General features: G+C 41.4%; 16 protein-coding genes. 15 read left to right on the plus strand and 1 reads right to left on the minus strand.

The window, feature by feature from the left end:
• Positions 1-6: 6 nt before the first annotated feature.
• Positions 7-501, minus strand: a complete 495-nt coding sequence (locus BLR84_RS19765) for a GNAT family N-acetyltransferase (protein ID WP_090471556.1) — start codon at positions 499-501, stop codon at positions 7-9.
• 223 nt (positions 502-724) lie between these two features.
• Between BLR84_RS19765 and upp the strand changes: the two genes are divergently transcribed.
• The 15 genes from upp to gmd all read left to right on the plus strand — a co-directional run bounded on the left by upp (position 725) and on the right by gmd (position 16,028).
• A complete protein-coding gene (gene upp / locus BLR84_RS19770) occupies positions 725-1,369 on the plus strand; it encodes a uracil phosphoribosyltransferase (RefSeq protein ID WP_090471558.1) in 645 nt (214 codons plus the stop codon).
• A gap of 200 nt (positions 1,370-1,569) precedes the next feature.
• Positions 1,570-2,265: a YjjG family noncanonical pyrimidine nucleotidase gene (locus BLR84_RS19775; protein WP_090471559.1), complete on the plus strand. Its 696-nt coding sequence runs from the start codon at positions 1,570-1,572 to the stop codon at positions 2,263-2,265.
• A complete protein-coding gene (locus BLR84_RS19780; protein ID WP_090471561.1) occupies positions 2,262-2,774 on the plus strand; it encodes a DinB family protein in 513 nt (170 codons plus the stop codon). Before BLR84_RS19775 ends, BLR84_RS19780 begins: the two co-directional genes overlap by 4 nt.
• Before the next feature lie 448 nt (positions 2,775-3,222).
• On the plus strand, positions 3,223-4,077 hold the full coding sequence (locus BLR84_RS19785; RefSeq protein WP_090471563.1) for a UDP-2,3-diacylglucosamine diphosphatase: 855 nt from the start codon (positions 3,223-3,225) through the stop codon (positions 4,075-4,077).
• 328 nt (positions 4,078-4,405) lie between these two features.
• The gene (locus tag BLR84_RS19790) at positions 4,406-5,392 is read left to right on the plus strand and encodes a glycosyltransferase family protein (RefSeq protein WP_090471565.1); all 987 of its coding nucleotides are present in this window, start codon (positions 4,406-4,408) and stop codon (positions 5,390-5,392) included.
• A gap of 221 nt (positions 5,393-5,613) precedes the next feature.
• On the plus strand, positions 5,614-6,600 hold the full coding sequence (locus tag BLR84_RS19795) for a DUF6427 family protein (protein WP_090471567.1): 987 nt from the start codon (positions 5,614-5,616) through the stop codon (positions 6,598-6,600).
• Positions 6,601-6,645: 45 nt separating this feature from the next.
• Complete coding sequence (purQ, locus tag BLR84_RS19800; protein WP_090471569.1) at positions 6,646-7,338, plus strand: phosphoribosylformylglycinamidine synthase subunit PurQ; 693 nt, start codon at positions 6,646-6,648, stop codon at positions 7,336-7,338.
• Positions 7,338-8,081 (plus strand): type III pantothenate kinase, encoded by a 744-nt coding sequence (locus BLR84_RS19805; RefSeq protein ID WP_090471571.1) that lies wholly within the window; start codon positions 7,338-7,340, stop codon positions 8,079-8,081. The genes purQ and BLR84_RS19805 overlap by 1 nt, the downstream gene beginning before the upstream one ends.
• Positions 8,074-9,414 (plus strand): hypothetical protein, encoded by a 1,341-nt coding sequence (locus BLR84_RS19810; RefSeq protein ID WP_090471573.1) that lies wholly within the window; start codon positions 8,074-8,076, stop codon positions 9,412-9,414. The genes BLR84_RS19805 and BLR84_RS19810 overlap by 8 nt, the downstream gene beginning before the upstream one ends.
• A gap of 164 nt (positions 9,415-9,578) precedes the next feature.
• Positions 9,579-10,112 (plus strand): LPS export ABC transporter periplasmic protein LptC, encoded by a 534-nt coding sequence (lptC, locus tag BLR84_RS19815; RefSeq protein WP_176852111.1) that lies wholly within the window; start codon positions 9,579-9,581, stop codon positions 10,110-10,112.
• Between the two features lie 176 nt (positions 10,113-10,288).
• On the plus strand, positions 10,289-12,418 hold the full coding sequence (locus BLR84_RS19820; protein ID WP_090471577.1) for a peptidylprolyl isomerase: 2,130 nt from the start codon (positions 10,289-10,291) through the stop codon (positions 12,416-12,418).
• Positions 12,419-12,533: 115 nt separating this feature from the next.
• Entirely contained in the window at positions 12,534-13,049 is a 516-nt protein-coding gene (locus BLR84_RS19825) for a DUF2480 family protein (protein WP_090471579.1), read from the plus strand.
• A gap of 298 nt (positions 13,050-13,347) precedes the next feature.
• Entirely contained in the window at positions 13,348-14,124 is a 777-nt protein-coding gene (locus tag BLR84_RS19830) for a DUF3108 domain-containing protein (protein WP_090471581.1), read from the plus strand.
• Between the two features lie 10 nt (positions 14,125-14,134).
• Entirely contained in the window at positions 14,135-14,698 is a 564-nt protein-coding gene (locus BLR84_RS19835; RefSeq protein ID WP_090471583.1) for a DUF3109 family protein, read from the plus strand.
• A 193-nt stretch (positions 14,699-14,891) separates the two neighbouring features.
• Positions 14,892-16,028: a GDP-mannose 4,6-dehydratase gene (gene gmd / locus BLR84_RS19840; RefSeq protein WP_090471586.1), complete on the plus strand. Its 1,137-nt coding sequence runs from the start codon at positions 14,892-14,894 to the stop codon at positions 16,026-16,028.
• The last annotated feature ends 7 nt before the right edge of the window (positions 16,029-16,035 follow it).

Here is a 16,035-nt window from a genome sequence, read left to right on the forward strand (position 1 = left end):
CTGTGCTTAATTTGTCAAATGTAGGTGATAAAAAATGGTATCCCTGCTCATCAAGGGAAATGATTGTGGCAATTCATTTTTGGCCAGCCGGGTAAAACCATTGCGTTCATAAAAACGATGGGCCGCTTTAAATGCTTCCACAGTGCCTAAATACAGATCGGTGATCTGGTGCTGCCGGCAATAATCAATCAGTGTATCAAGCAATGATTGACCGGTGCCCCATTCTTTGCCCCGGTATGCTTGCCGTACAAACATTTTGCGGATAGCGCCGGCATGTTTGTCGAAAGCGATTAAGGCGATGGTACCCGCCAGCAGTTCGTTGTGTTTGGCTCCCCAGAAGTTGCCGCCGGTTTGATGATAGTTTTTTTCAATGTCTAACAGATCGGGTTGTTCTTCAATCGTAATAGGAACGCCAAATTCAATTTGCTGTATAGGTAAAACAACGTCAATGATCTGGTCGCTGTAATCATTAGTCAATGGGGTAATAACAAGTTTGTTCATGGCAATAAAATTTACATACAAAACTACGTAGTTAACTACATATATTCATAATTGAATTGTAAAAAAAATATTAGAGTCAGGAATCAAGAGTCAAGAACCAAGAAAAAGGTAGAAAAAAATATCCGTTTCCTGCTGTTACACCTAAATATTCCTTAATTTGTGGCATACATTTAGCTGTTTTCTTGATTCCTGGCTCTTGATTCTTGACTCTAAATCTAAAAGCATGATCTTTATTCTCAACAAAACCAATACCATTGCTAACCAGTTTTTGGCCGAACTAAGGGATGCGGATATTCAGCAGGATAAAGCGCGCTTTAGGTATAACCAGGAAAAACTGGGGCAGATACTGGCCTATGAGCTCAGTAAAACACTCTCTTATGAAGCCAAAGAAGTGCATACCTCATTAGGTACGGCCACGGTAAGTGTGCCTGTTGATCAGCCGGTACTGGGGACTATTCTGCGTGCCGGTTTGCCCTTTCACCAGGGTTTTATCAATTATTTTGATCAATCAGCATCGGCATTTATTACCGCTTATCGGAAAGTAAAGCGTACCGGTGATTTTGTGATCCAGATTGACCATATCTCCACCCCGAACCTCGACGATAAAATATTTATCCTGTGCGATACCATGCTGGCCACCGGGCAAAGTATCGTAGTGGTATGCAAGGAATTGATGGCCCAGTATAAAATAAAAGAACTGCATATAGCTGCCGTAATAGCCAGTACCGAAGGCGTGGCGCATGTACGGGCAAATCTGCCTAAAGCAAAATTATGGCTCTGCGCTATTGATGATGAAATGACCAGCAAAGCCTACATCGTACCCGGCCTGGGTGATGCCGGCGACCTGGCTTTTGGGGAAAAGGCTTAGTTGGATTTCGAGATTAGAGGAGGAATAGTTTAATTTTGTCTACGTATTCACAAAAACGCGTCATTGCGAGGTAAGCACCCCCTCTAAATCTCCCCCAAAGGGGGAGATTTCAAGAAAGAGTTTTAAAGCCCTCTCCAAAGGAGAGGGTTGGGTGAGGTCTTGCTTCGTACCTCGCAATGACGTGATGGCAAAACATCCAAATGAACAAGTACAAACACATCTTCTTTGATCTCGACCATACCATCTGGGATTTTGATAAAAACGCAGAAGAAACGCTGCACGAGCTTTTTGTACTGCACCGTTTACAGGAGGTCGGTTTACCATCGGCCGATCTGTTTATCGAAACCTATACCCGTAATAACCACGAGCTTTGGGCGCAATACCATACGGGTGTTATCACTAAGGAACAGTTGCGTGATGCCCGTTTTAAAAGAACTTTTATACAGCTTGGTCTGCACCCAGACCTGATCCCGGTCGACTTTGAGGACGCGTATGTAAGGCTTTGCCCTACCAAAACCAACCTGTTCCCGCACGCGCACGAAACTTTACAGTACCTGCAGGGTAAATATACGCTGCACCTCATCTCCAACGGGTTTAAAGAATCGCAGCAGTTAAAGATCTCGGGTACCAACCTCGGCGGATATTTTCAAAACATTATTGTATCCGAAGATATTGGGGTAAATAAACCTGATAAGGCCATATTTGAATACGCGGTTAAGCTGGCGAGTACCACTAAGGCTGAAAGTGTGATGATAGGGGATAGTTTAGAAGCTGACATTTACGGAGCGCTCCATTATGGAATGGATGCTATCTTCTTTAATCCCTTTAACGCGCCAAAACCCGATGATGTGCTCTTGCAAATTACTCATTTAAAAGAGCTAACTTTATTGTTATGAGCATTGCCAAAGAGCTTAGGGGCATTGAAACCGCGCTGAATAATTACCGCGAACAGCTGGATATAATTCCTGATGAACTATTTGCCGAAACTCCGGAAGAGGGCCACTGGTCGTGTGCCGAGGTTTACAGCCATGTGATGCAGATAACTCTTCGCTCGTGCATAGCTATTGAGCGTTGTGCCCACAGTAACTGTCCGCCCACTAAAAAAGGCCCAAGTTTACAAGGGCACTTTACGTTGCTTTTTGGTTGTTTCCCGCCCGTAAAGATCAAAATGCTGGATATCATGAATGTAGAGAAGATCAGTAAGGAGGATGCCCGCAACCTGATCATCAAATGCCGTAAACGGATAGAGGATATTGCCCCGATCATAGCAAAGGCCCCGCCCGATGTACGTTACGGGCATCCGCGTTTAGGTATGCTTAATGCCAAGCAATGGCTTAAGTTTACCCGGATACATTTATTACGCCATTTAAAACAGTTGGAGCGGATCAAAAGGAAATTTAATTAGCCAATGAAAAGGCATCAATAAATAAGGAGTTAAAAGGAGGCTGTCACCCTGAGCTCCGTCGAAGGGTAGAGCGCAGAGGCCTGCCCACCATGCTTCGACGGGGCTCAGCATGACACCTTTTTGGAATAGCTGCCAATGATGGGCAGGGTGAGGCAGAGGAGGTTAAAAGAAAATTTGCACTACCAACGTAACCTTTTACATTTAACAGAGTCTTAACAGTAAGATAATTTAGTTTACCGACATTTGTTAAAATCATTTCACAATGAATTTTGAGTATGCGTATTTGGTTGTTATAAGTTTGTTGCTCCTGGTTGGGGCCTTCTATATCAGCCCTTATGAACTGAATGTTAATGAAGACGAAGACGACGAGTAATCGTTTGTTAATCATTTCAACTATATATATTAACCGGCAGCGCCTGCCGGATGAGCAATTAACCCCTCTATTTTAATGTCAAAACGTGAAGTTGATATCGTAGTAATATCTGACGTGCACCTGGGTACATACGGTTGCCATGCCAAAGAATTACTGAAGTATTTAAAAAGCGTCAAGCCCAAAATGCTGATCCTTAATGGCGATATTATTGATATCTGGCAGTTTAGTAAATCGTACTGGCCCGAGGCACACATGAAAGTGGTGCGCCGCATACTCAAATTTGTTACCGATGGCATACCCGTGCATTACCTCACTGGTAACCACGACGAAATGCTCCGTAAATTCACCGATTTTAACCTGGGATCGTTTCAGCTGCTCAATAAAATCGTACTCAATATCGATGGTAAAAAAGCCTGGATCTTTCATGGCGATATATTTGACGTAACCATGCAGCACTCCAAATGGCTGGCCAAGCTGGGAGCCGTAGGTTATGACAGTCTTATCCTGATCAACAGTTTTGTTAATTGGTTTTTAACGGCTTTGGGTCGTCAAAAAATGAGCTTTTCGCAAAAAGTAAAGGCCAGTTTTAAAGAGGCTGTAAAATTTATCAATCAGTTTGAACAAACCGCGGCCGACCTGGCTGTGGACAAAAACTATCAATATGTTATTTGCGGGCATATTCATCATGCCGAGATCAGAACTATCGAGAACACCGAAAAAACAGGTTCTGTATTATACCTCAATTCGGGCGACTGGGTGGAGAGCCTTACCTCGCTGGAGTATTATAACGGAGAATGGACCATATTTAAATATAATCCCGACGACTTTAAAACCGACACCGACGACGATGATAAAACCGACGCCGAAGACCTGGACGCCAAGATGGATGTAAAAAGTTTACTCGAACGTTTTAAACAGGAACCTCACTGAGGCACAGTATCAAGTAGTCAGTATCAAGTATCACGACTTTAAACGGATATTTTACAGTCGGCAAGAAATCTTGATACTTGATACTGACTACTTGATACTAATTACTAACTTGACCCCCGCTATAAAAACTGTGAAATATGATGCTTGAAACTGTAACAGAAATGGAACTTCTGCCATCTCAGTTAAAAGGTTAAACCAAGCTTGCTATCATGATAGCTTCGGCACAGTTAAAAAACGAACATACTACTAATGAAACCATTATGAGCTTACGCTCACAAATTAAGAGCTCATAATAGCTTCATCTCAGTATAAAAAACGAATAATATCGATGAAAATACTTTTTGCCATACAGGGAACCGGTAACGGACATATAAGCCGGGCTCGTGAAATTGTGCCTTTATTACAGCAATATGGCGAGGTTGACCTATTAATAAGCGGTACCGAAGCTGAGGTTTCCTTGTCGCAACCCCTTAAATACCGTTTCCACGGCTTTAGTTTTGTATTTGGCAAAAAGGGAGGAGTGGATAACTGGGCTACGTTTAAAATTATGAACCTGCCCCAGCTTTGGCGCGATATGCACAGTCTGCCGCTGGATCATTACGACCTGATCATTAATGATTTTGAACCGGTAAGCGCCTGGGCTTGCCGCCTGCAAAAAGTGCCTTCGGTATCATTAAGTCACCAGTGTTCCTTTGTATCGCCCAATACACCCCGGCCCAAAAAGTGGAATTATGCCGAATGGCTATTCAAATATTATTCACCAACCACGCACCATGTGGGTTTCCACTTTGAGCGTTATGCCGATTTTATCCATACCCCGGTGATCAGGAGCGGCATCCGTGAAATGGAAACAGCCAACCTGGGACATTATTCCGTTTATCTGCCGGCTTATGACGATAAAACACTGCTGAAGCATTTAAGCCAGACCGAAGCCAAATGGCAGATATTTTCAAAACGCCAGAAAACACCATACCGTTCGGGCAATGTCGAGATCTTCCCGGTAAATAACGAGGCTTTTAATACCAGCCTGGCCAATTGCGAAGGATTGCTTACCGGCGGAGGTTTTGAAGGTCCGGCCGAAGCATTGTTCCTGAAAAAAAAGGTGCTTATGATACCCATGAAGGGGCAATACGAACAGCAATGCAACGCCCTGGCAGCATCAAAACTGGGCGTGCCGGTGGTTAATGAGATCAATGATAAGTTTGCCGGCCATCTGAATAACTGGATCCAGGACGATAAAAAGGTGATCGTCGATTTCCCCAATGAAACCGCCCAAATTGTCGACGATCTGGTAAAGCGGTACGCGAGGAAATAGGTTTTTTGGGGGAGCAAGGATTTTTGGAACAAAGAGCAAGGACAAAAGAAAAATCATGCTAATCGCTGAATTCAGCTTATCAAGAGTCAAACATTTAGAAATCCTTACTCCAAAAATCCTTGCTCTTTGCTCCAAAAATCTTTGTTCTAAAAGTCCTTGATCTTTGTTCCAAAAATCCTTGCTCCAAAATTCTTAGTTTTACGCCGCAAATAACGTCTTTGATGATCAATCTTTTCAGAACCTTTAATCCATTCAATGCTTTATGGCTAATCATCGTACTGTTTTTGTCGCGTGTGGGTTATTTGTTTCATGTTCCCGATAAGCTGGAGTTCATTTTTGTAGAGCCCTTTGCCCGCCTATTGGTGCCGGTTGCTTATGAATACGCGCTTTCGCCGGTTTTAAATATTTTTTTAGCCGCGGTACTGGTTTTTATACAGGCACTGTTATTAAATTATCTCATCAACTTTCATAATTTACTGGGCAAGCCTACATTTTTGCCGGCGTTGATGTATGTTACCCTTTCGGGTTTATTTGCCCCATTCCTGATATTGAGCGCCCCGCTGATCTGTAATTTCCTGCTGATATGGATGTTGTTTAAGCTGTTTAGCCTGTACAAAGGCGAGGATGCTAAATCAACGGTATATGATCTGGGCATGATCGTAGCCCTGGGTTCGCTCATCTATTTCCCCTTTATTTATCTGTTTTTGTCTATCTGGATAGCGCTGGTGCTTTTTAAACCTTTCAATTGGCGCGAATGGATAGCCGGAATATTAGGATATGCCACAGTATTTTTCTTCCTGGCAGTTTTTTATTACCTCAATGATCGTATTAAAAACTTTGGCAACATCTGGCTGCCCTTAGGAACCAAATTTCCGGATCATATCAGCATCAACTCCTATAATTACCTGCTGCTTATCCCGGTAATCATGATCCTGGTGCTTTGTTTTTTTAAATTACGGCAAAACTTCTTTAAAAGTTATGTGCAAACCCGTAAGTCGTTCCAGTTATTATTCCTTATTTTTCTGATCACCGCTTTTTCATTTTATGTAAACGCGGCCTTCCATTTGAATCACTTTTTGTTATGTGTGGCCCCTGTCGCAGTGTTTTTTGCCTACTTTTTTTTGTATGCAACCCGTAAATGGTTTTATGAAAGCTTGTTCTTATTGCTGCTAATCAGCATTATCTACTTTCAGTTTAACAAATTTTAACTTTTACATTCGTTCAAATTTCAACGGTTATATTAGTTTTGTAGCATGAAGTTTGGAGTAGTTATATTTCCCGGGTCTAATTGTGATGAAGACATCATATATGTATTAGAAAAAATAATGGGTCAGCAGGTGGTTAGGTTATGGCATAAAGACCATGATCTGCAAGGTGTTGACTTTGTTGTTTTACCAGGCGGTTTTTCTTTTGGCGATTATCTTCGTTCCGGCGCGATATCCCGTTTTTCACCCATCATGCAGGAGGTTATACAATTTGCAGCAAAAGGTGGCTATGTAATGGGTATCTGCAACGGTTTCCAGATATTGACCGAAGCAGGTCTGCTTGATGGCGCTTTATTACACAATGAAAACCGCAAGTTTATTTGCCGCAACATCTATTTAAAACCGCAAACAACTCAATCATTACTTACAGCCCAATTGGTACAGGATCAGGCTTATAAAATACCTATCGCTCATGGCGAGGGTAACTATTTTGCCAGTGCTGATGTAGTAAAGGCGCTGAATGATAATGACCAGGTATTGTTCAGGTACTGCGATGAAGCCGGTAACATCGTTGCCGATGCCAATCCTAACGGATCATTGGAGAACATTGCCGGTATTTGCAACGCCAACAGGAACGTATTTGGATTAATGCCTCACCCTGAACGCGCCGCCGACAGTTTGCTGGCTAATGAAGATGGACTAGCTATTTTTGAATCTATATTATCATTAATTAAGGCCTGATGACCAATTTGGTTATCGATATTGGTAATACGTATACAAAAATTGCGGTTTTTAAGCTGAATGAACTGTTAGCAGTAATGCAGTTTGAAACGGTTGACCCCGGCACGCTGGATAATTTTTTGAATAATTATCAGATAAACAGGGCAATCATATCATCTGTAAAAAAACATGTTGAGCCCTGGCAAACCGGTTTAGAGGCAAAAATGCCGGTTACCTATTTCAACGCGTTAATACACAGCAGTATACAAAACCATTATTTAACCCCTGAAACTCTCGGCACCGATCGTTTAGCGGCTGTTATAGGAGCAAGCCATACTTACCCGGAACTCAACAGCCTGGTAATTACCGGCGGAACCGCTATAACATATGATTACGTAGATGCAGGCGGAAATTATTTTGGCGGCAGTATATCACCGGGACTAAATATGCGTTATAAGGCTTTAAATTATTATACAGCCGGCTTGCCATTGATCAGTACAGATGCCGCCTTTAATGCAGCATATGGCGATAGTACCGAAACAGCTATACGCTCGGGTGTGCAAAACGGGATAAAATATGAACTATTGGGGTTTATGGAAAGCTATAAAGCCAACAATCCCCAACTAAATATCGTGTTAAGTGGGGGCGACAGTATTTTTTTTGATACTCTATTGAAAAATAGCATCTTTGCCCCCTATATTAAAATTGAACCTTATTTGGTTTTAAAAGGATTAAACGCAGCTATACAAAAGCATAATGATTAAATATACCAGGTTTTTTATAACACTTTTATTGGCTGTTAGTGCATTTGCAGCACATTCACAATCAACGGCGACCACCAGCTCTCCATATTCAAGATATGGTATAGGCGATATCGATCCTCAGTTAATGCCTCAAAATATAGGTATGGGTGGTATTGGCGTGGCCACTAACAAAATAAGTTTGTTTAACAATATCAATATAGTAAACCCGGCTTCATATGGCGCCATAAACCTTACTACTATTGATATAGGCATTTATAGCAACTTTTTAACCCTGAGCCAAACGGGTTCTGCCAGTCAAAAAAATAGCAACTTCAGGTTAAGCCACCTGGCTTTTGCTATACCGGTAACCAAACGTTCGGCATTGAGCTTTGGCTTGTTGCCTTATAGCGAGCGTGGTTATAGCTATAAAAACACCGTTAAAGGAAACGGCGCGATACCCGCCGACACCAACCTTACCAATTACACTTACAGCGGTGATGGTGGTTTATCAAAAGCTTATTTGGGTTATGGTTTTGGTATAGGCAAACACCTTTTAATTGGTGCTAACGTATCTTATATTTTCGGTACGTTAAAAGATATCAGCACCACAGAAATAAATACCAGTGTTAACGGGGTAATATATCCGCTGCCAGGTACAACCAACTCAAAAATTGAATCAAGTAATTCTATAGCCGGGTTGAATTATGATTATGGTGTACAATACTCTGTTGATTTTTCTGATACCAAGCACCTTACTTTTGGGTATTCCGGGTCGCTAAACTCCAAGCTAAATTCCACCAGCAATTTTATTGTAAGCCAATATTTTAATGACGCCAGTGGTAATGAAGATATCCCGTTGGATAGCGTTATCAATAAACAGAGTTCCAAAACAAAAATAAAACTTCCGTTAACCAACCGGTTTGGTATATCGTTTCAAAGTGATGGCAAGTTCCTGGTGGGGGCTGATTATACCATGAGCAAATGGTCGCAGCTGTCAATAGGGGGTGAAAACCAGGGTTTGCAGGATAGCCGTACGTTTAACATAGGTGGTCAGTATACACCGAACATTGCTACTTTACGTAACTACCTGGCTTCGGTTGATTACCGTTTAGGGGCTATATATGACGAAACTTATATGGTAGTTAATAATACCAGGATTAAAAGATACGCCCTTACCGCAGGTGTTGGTATGCCTTTAAGACCTAATAATGGTAGTTTTTACAAGATTAATATCTCTGCAGAAGTAGGCAGAAGAGGTTCGTTGGTGAATGGCCTGGTGCGTGAAAACTATGTTAATATCCATTTAGGCTTTACCCTGAACGATAAGTGGTTCCAGAAGTATAAATTTGATTAATCTTAGTATTAAGATATCAGATGTGAGATATGAGATATGAGACAAAGAGATTGCTTAACCTCATAAGGGTTAAAAATAAAACATTAGGTATCAGGATATTTGCATCCCGTATGGTCTCCTGTCTCACATCTCATATCTCATATCCCATATCTATAATATTACTTGTGCTTTTTATATCCTCCTGCGAGAATGATCTGAACAAGGTTAAAGAGATCGCCTCAAACGAGGTAGGTACTATAGTAGAGCCTACTACGGGTGTTGATCTTATCCTGAGCGACTCGGCTAAGGTAACTATACACCTCACAGCGCCTTTAATTTTGCAGTATAACCCCCAGAATACCAAAACTACTTACAAAGTAGCACCTAAAGGGATCAAGGTAATTCATTACGACAAATTGACCCAAAAGCAGGATGGTACCATTATTGCCGATACCGGCATACTGCACGCGGGCGAAAAATTGTATGAGTTCCGGAAAAACGTAGTGGCCACCAACGCCCAGGGCGATGTTTACAAATCAGATGAGCTGTTTTGGGATTCGGCCACTAAAAAAGTATACTCCCACAAAACTGTAGAGGTTTTTATGAAAAGCGGGAATGTTATGAACGGGAACAGTTTTGAGAGCGATGATGCCTTTTTACATCCTTCTCTTAAAAATAGTAAAGGGGTGTTTCATGTAGACGAAAACGGGGCTCAGTAACGTTTTTTTATCAGGAAAATTTTGTGTTATAGAATTTTACTAAAAATTGTATCTTGCGCCCTCTTTTGAGCAATAGAAACCGTCATGAGTTGTCCTTTAAAAAATAGATTAGCGCATGATAGCTTCATTTCTTTTAAAGGACAGATTATTATAAGAAAAATAATTATAAAAAGTATATGGGTATAATGGGTTATTTGCGCGACCGGATGGGGAAAATTGTTGCCATCCTTATTGGTCTAGCGCTCCTTGCTTTTATTGTAAGTGAGGTTGTAAGGTCGGGAGGCTCTTTTTTCAGAGACGATAGCAACGAATTGGCTGTGGTGAACGGCGAAAAGGTGCCTTACGATGAGTTTAATAAAAAACTGGAACAAAATACTGCACAGTTTAAACAAGCGGGGCAAGCTATTTCTCCGCAGATCACCAGTTACATACAGGAAACTACCTGGAACCAATACCTGAGCCAGATACTGATGGGCAAAGAGATTGAAAAATTAGGTATTGTAGTTGGAACCGACGAAAGTACATCAATGGTTAATGGCAATAGCCCCGACCCACAGATAGCACGTCAGTTCTCTGATCCGCAAACCGGCCAGTTTGATCGTAACAAATTAAACCAGTTTTTGAGCTACCTGCAATCAGCTAAAGCCGATCAAACTCAAAAACAAGCCTGGGCTGATTTCTTAACTCAATTGATCGAAGCAAAGAAAGCGACTAAATACATGGCTTTGGTTACCAACGGACTGTATGTGAATTCGCTGGATGCTAAAGATGATTATGAAGCAAAAAACAAACTGGTGAATTTTAAATATGCCACACTGGATTATGCTTCTATCCCTGATGCCAAGGTTACTTTGACTGATGAGGACTACAGCACTTATTATAACGCGCACAAAGGCGAATTCAAGAATCCGCAGGATGTACGTTCATTTGAGTATGTAAGCTTTAACGCGGCACCTTCAAAAGATGATAGCGTTGCTATAAAGGCACAGGTTGATAAACTGGCCGACGCTTTTAAAGCCAGCACCAACGATTCGCTTTTTGTACAGATCAATTCTGAAACAAAAACGCCTGTCAGCTTCCAGAAAAAAGGTGGATTAGAGCCAAAACTGGATACCGTGATGTTTAACGCATCTAAAGGTTTTGTATATGGTCCTTACATATCAAACGGCAGCTACAAACTGGCTAAATTAACCGACGAAAAAACAACTTTTGATTCGGTAAAAACCCGTCATATACTAATTAACCCGGCTGCTGAAGGTGGTGTTGAAAAAGCGATCGCTAAAGCCGATTCAATCAAGAAACTGATCCAGGGTGGTAAATCATTTACCGATCTGGCTGCAACTTTCTCTGTTGATAAAGGCAGTGGTACCAAAGGTGGCGAAATACCTGCATTTGATGTTAATGGCGCGATGGGTGGTGGCCAGGGACAGATCACTCCAGAATATACCAATGCTGCTTTTAAAGCAAGCAAAGGCGATCTGATCGTAGTTACTTCACAATTTGGTGTGCACCTGATTCAGATCGAAGATCAAAAAGGATCTGTAAAGGTGGTAAAAGTTGCCGTTGTTGATAAACCAATAGCCGCGAGCAGCAAAACACAAACTGTAGCCTACAGCCATGCACAACAGTTTTTAGGTAACCTTACCAAAGATAACTTTGATGCCGAGGTAAAAAAAGAAGGCTTAAAAAAGAGCGTAGCTGAAGATTTTACAGGCGTTGCTGCAAGCTTACCAGGCTTAGATAATGCACGTGACATAGTAAGATGGGCGTATAAAGCCGAAAAAGGTGATATCACTGATAAAGTATTTACCGTAGGTGATCAGTACGTTGTTACCCGCCTAACCGAAATTAAACCTAAAGGTCTATTATCATTAGAGGCTGTTAAGAAACAAATTGAACCAGCCGTACGCAACGAAGTAAAAGCTAAGCAACTGGACGAGAAATTCCAGGCGGCTTTGAGCGGATCTACCAGCATTGACCAGGCTGCTCAAAAAGCAGGCGTTAAGGTTGTTCCTGTTCAAAACGTAGTTTTTGCAAACCCGATCATCCCAGGCGCATCATTGGAATATAAAGTGATCGGTTCTATTTTTGGTTCACAACCTAACAAACTCTCTAAACCGGTTAACGGCCAGCAAGGTGTTTATGTATACGTTGTGGATGGTTTCACCAATCCTGCGGCACTTGCAAATAACGTAAGAGAGAAACAACAAATAGCTCAGGCATTAATGCAACGGGCGGCAAACCAGGTACTGGATGCCCTGAAAGATAATGCTATTGTAAAAGATAACAGGTACAAACTGTTATAAGAATATTTTAAAGTAATTTTGTATCCGGGATCAGTCTGAGTGCTGTTCCCGGATTTTTTTTGATCTCAGATTTAAAACTTTAGAGTTTAGGTTTTAGAATTTAGTGTTTAAAACAATGGATATACAGGAAAATATAGTGAATAAAGTAGCACAGAGTGGCCTGGTCACTCTGGATCCTGCTGCTTTTTATCCCGCCGGCGAGCGTGTTATTTATGATATTAAAGATAACCTGTTCCACGGTTTGATGCTGCGCGAAAAAGATTTCAGGGAATTTATAAAAGAGCATGACTGGGCACAATATACCGGCAAAAATGTGGGCATCACCTGCACCGCCGATGCCATTGTACCCGCATGGGCCTATATGCTGTTAGCTAATCGTATGGCTCCGTATGCACGGGAGATTGTTTTTGGCGATGAAGCTGTTTTGGAAACCGTACTGTTTGAAAAAGAAATAGCCAAGGCCGATTTTGAGCAATACCGTGATCAGCGTATTGTATTAAAAGGCTGCGGTGATACCGAAGTACCGGTTTCGGCCTATGTGGAACTAACCAAGAAACTTACCCCTATAGTAAAAAGTCTGATGTTTGGCGAGCCTTGCTCAACCGTACCAATTTATAAGCGAAAAGACTAATTGGAATAGAGTCAAGAGATAAGAATCAAGAGTCAAGACAAAAAGAGAGTTCATGCTGAACTCGTTTCTGCATCTCTCAGGATGATTAGACGTTAGCTTGTACACTTTACATGTGGGATGCCGAAACAAGTTCGGCATGACATACCTGATTTTTCTTGATTCTTGACTCTTGGTTCCTGACTCTTATTCAAAACCCAACACAATAAAAGAGCGATTAAACCATTTATAGTAAAGCTTTGTCATATCTTCGGCCCGCTATTTGTTGGCGGGTGTATGATATAAAAAGCAATTATTGCTAATGAGAAAATCCCTTTTATTTACCATGCTGCTCTTTTTATGGGGTAGTAAAGGTTTTTCGCAGGAACTTACAAAAATCAGCGAACCTGTTTTTAAAGTAGGCGAAAAGCTAAGCTATAAAATGAAATACGGTGTATTTACCGCTGCCGAGGCCGACATCAGGGTAGAAGCCAGCGATAAGAAGCTTGACGGCCCCGCCTTCCACTTAATAGCAGAAGGTAAAACGGCAGGCTCTTTTGACTTCTTTTACAAAGTGCGCAATAAGTACGAATCATACGTTGATCAAAACACCCTGATGCCCTATTTTTATACCGAGAACAGGCGGGAGGGGAAATGGAAGCATACTGATAATGTGAGCTTTGATCATAAGGATAGTAAGGTAACCGCCAACAAAGGAGTGTTTACGTTTAAAGGACAAACATTTGATTTTGTATCGGCCTATTATTTTGCCCGCACTATTGATGTTTCCAAAATGAAAGTAGGGGAGAAATTTGAATTGCAGTATTTCCTGGAAGATGGCTTTCATTCTATGGGTATCACTTATGTGGGCACCGAAGTGGTGAGTTGTTCGATGGGGAAATTCAATTGTCTTAAATTTAATCCAACAATCATCCCTGGGCGTATTTTCAGAAAGGATAGTAAATTGTACCTTTGGATAACAAATGATGGCAACAGGATACCTGTAAAGGCGCATGTGGAGGTTATACTGGGCAGTATAACCATGGATCTGCAAGCAGCCAGTGGTTTAAAGTATCCATTAAACCCTATAAAAAAATAATTAAAAGAATATGATTGAGGTTGGTAATGTTTTGGTGCACGAGGATGTGGTGAAAGAGAATTTTGTTTGTAACCTTAACAAATGCAAGGGAGCCTGCTGTTTGGAGGGTGATTCGGGTGCGCCCTTAAATGCCGATGAGCTTGATATTTTAAAAGAGATATATCCTAAAGTGAAACCTTACCTTACCGAAAAGGGGATCAAAACCATTGAAAAGGTAGGCACTTATGTAAAAGATTTTGAAGGCGATTATACCACACCTTGTGTTGATGTAAATAAAGAATGTGCTTACGTAATATGGGAAAACGGTGTTACTAAGTGTGGGATCGAGAAAGCTTACGAGCAGGGTGCCATCACCTGGAAAAAACCTATCTCCTGTCACTTATATCCTATACGTATTACCGCCTATCCCGAATTTGATGTGCTGAATTACGATCGTTGGAGTATTTGCAGCCCTGCATGTTCATTCGGGGATGAGCTTAAAGTACGGGTACACGAATTTTTAAAGGATCCCCTGATACGCAAATATGGGAAAGAATGGTATCAGGAACTGGAGAATGAAGTTTCGGGCATCTGATGATAAGAGTTAAGATATTAGAATCAAGAGTCAAGACCGTCTGTTTAATTAATGATTTTCTTAATTAAATTAAAGCAAAATCAAAGTTGTTACTTGTCTCAACTCCTGGCTCTTGGTTCTTGATTCTTTTTCTCTTAATTCTCATTGTTTTTGGATAATATTGTAACTTATAAGTTATAGCCGATAAATACTTATGAAAACAGCTTTAATAACGGGGGTAACAGGTCAGGATGGTGCGTATCTCGCCGAATTCTTACTAAAGAAAGGCTATGATGTACATGGTGTAAAACGGCGGTCGTCATTATTTAATACCGATCGTATAGACCATCTTTATCATGACCCGCATGAACCCAATGTAAAGTTTAAGCTGCATTACGGCGACCTGACCGATTCTACCAACCTAATCAGGTTGGTGCAGGAAGTACAGCCCGATGAAATATATAACCTTGCCGCGCAAAGCCATGTAAAGGTAAGTTTTGATACACCCGAATATACTGCCAATGCCGATGGCATTGGTACCTTGCGGATATTGGAAGCTGTACGGTTATTAGGTCTGACCCAAAAAACACGTATATACCAGGCATCAACATCCGAGCTTTATGGCCTGGTGCAGGCTGTTCCGCAAAGTGAAACCACACCATTTTATCCGCGCTCCCCATACGCCGTAGCTAAATTATACGGTTACTGGATCATCGTAAATTATCGCGAAGCTTATAACATGTATGCCTGTAACGGCATCCTGTTTAATCATGAAAGCCCTATCCGTGGCGAAACGTTTGTAACCCGTAAAATTACACGAGCAGCTTCAAAAATAGCCTTGGGTTTGCAGGACTGCCTGTATGTTGGTAATCTTTCGGCACAGCGCGACTGGGGGCATGCTAAAGATTATATTGAAGCCATGTGGCTAATGTTGCAGCAAGAAAAGGCCGAAGATTTTGTGATAGCTACCGGTATTACCACTACCGTTCGTGATTTTATAAAAATGGCTTTCAATGAATTAGGCATCGAAGTAGAGTTTAGTGGCAAGGATGAACATGAGCGTGGCGTGATTATTGATATTGATGAGCAAAAAGTGAAAGAGCTGGGCTTAAATACGGATGCCCTTAAGTTTGGGCAAACCGTAGTAAAGGTTGATGCCAAATATTTTAGGCCAACCGAAGTTGAACTGTTAATTGGAGATGCTACAAAAGCTTTTGAAAAATTAGGATGGAAGCCTAAATATGACCTTCAGGCCCTGGTTACAGATATGGTGTTATCAGATCTGCACCTGGTTAAAAAGGATGAATATCTGAAAAAAGGCGGTTTTAAAACGCTTAATTACTTTGAATAAAATTTAT

The sequence above is a fragment of the Mucilaginibacter sp. OK268 genome (assembly GCF_900103125.1).
Classification (GTDB): Bacteria; Bacteroidota; Bacteroidia; order Sphingobacteriales; family Sphingobacteriaceae; genus Mucilaginibacter.

Bases quoted from the DNA above. Each gene is read 5' to 3' on its own strand.
- BLR84_RS19765 (WP_090471556.1), bottom strand. From the start codon at position 501: ATGAACAAACTTGTTATTACCCCATTGACTAATGATTACAGCGACCAG.
- upp (WP_090471558.1), top strand. From the start codon at position 725: ATGATCTTTATTCTCAACAAAACCAATACCATTGCTAACCAGTTTTTG.
- BLR84_RS19775 (WP_090471559.1), top strand. From the start codon at position 1,570: ATGAACAAGTACAAACACATCTTCTTTGATCTCGACCATACCATCTGG.
- BLR84_RS19780 (WP_090471561.1), top strand. From the start codon at position 2,262: ATGAGCATTGCCAAAGAGCTTAGGGGCATTGAAACCGCGCTGAATAAT.
- BLR84_RS19785 (WP_090471563.1), top strand. From the start codon at position 3,223: ATGTCAAAACGTGAAGTTGATATCGTAGTAATATCTGACGTGCACCTG.
- BLR84_RS19790 (WP_090471565.1), top strand. From the start codon at position 4,406: ATGAAAATACTTTTTGCCATACAGGGAACCGGTAACGGACATATAAGC.
- BLR84_RS19795 (WP_090471567.1), top strand. From the start codon at position 5,614: ATGATCAATCTTTTCAGAACCTTTAATCCATTCAATGCTTTATGGCTA.
- purQ (WP_090471569.1), top strand. From the start codon at position 6,646: ATGAAGTTTGGAGTAGTTATATTTCCCGGGTCTAATTGTGATGAAGAC.
- BLR84_RS19805 (WP_090471571.1), top strand. From the start codon at position 7,338: ATGACCAATTTGGTTATCGATATTGGTAATACGTATACAAAAATTGCG.
- BLR84_RS19810 (WP_090471573.1), top strand. From the start codon at position 8,074: ATGATTAAATATACCAGGTTTTTTATAACACTTTTATTGGCTGTTAGT.
- BLR84_RS19820 (WP_090471577.1), top strand. From the start codon at position 10,289: ATGGGTATAATGGGTTATTTGCGCGACCGGATGGGGAAAATTGTTGCC.
- BLR84_RS19825 (WP_090471579.1), top strand. From the start codon at position 12,534: ATGGATATACAGGAAAATATAGTGAATAAAGTAGCACAGAGTGGCCTG.
- BLR84_RS19830 (WP_090471581.1), top strand. From the start codon at position 13,348: ATGAGAAAATCCCTTTTATTTACCATGCTGCTCTTTTTATGGGGTAGT.
- BLR84_RS19835 (WP_090471583.1), top strand. From the start codon at position 14,135: ATGATTGAGGTTGGTAATGTTTTGGTGCACGAGGATGTGGTGAAAGAG.
- gmd (WP_090471586.1), top strand. From the start codon at position 14,892: ATGAAAACAGCTTTAATAACGGGGGTAACAGGTCAGGATGGTGCGTAT.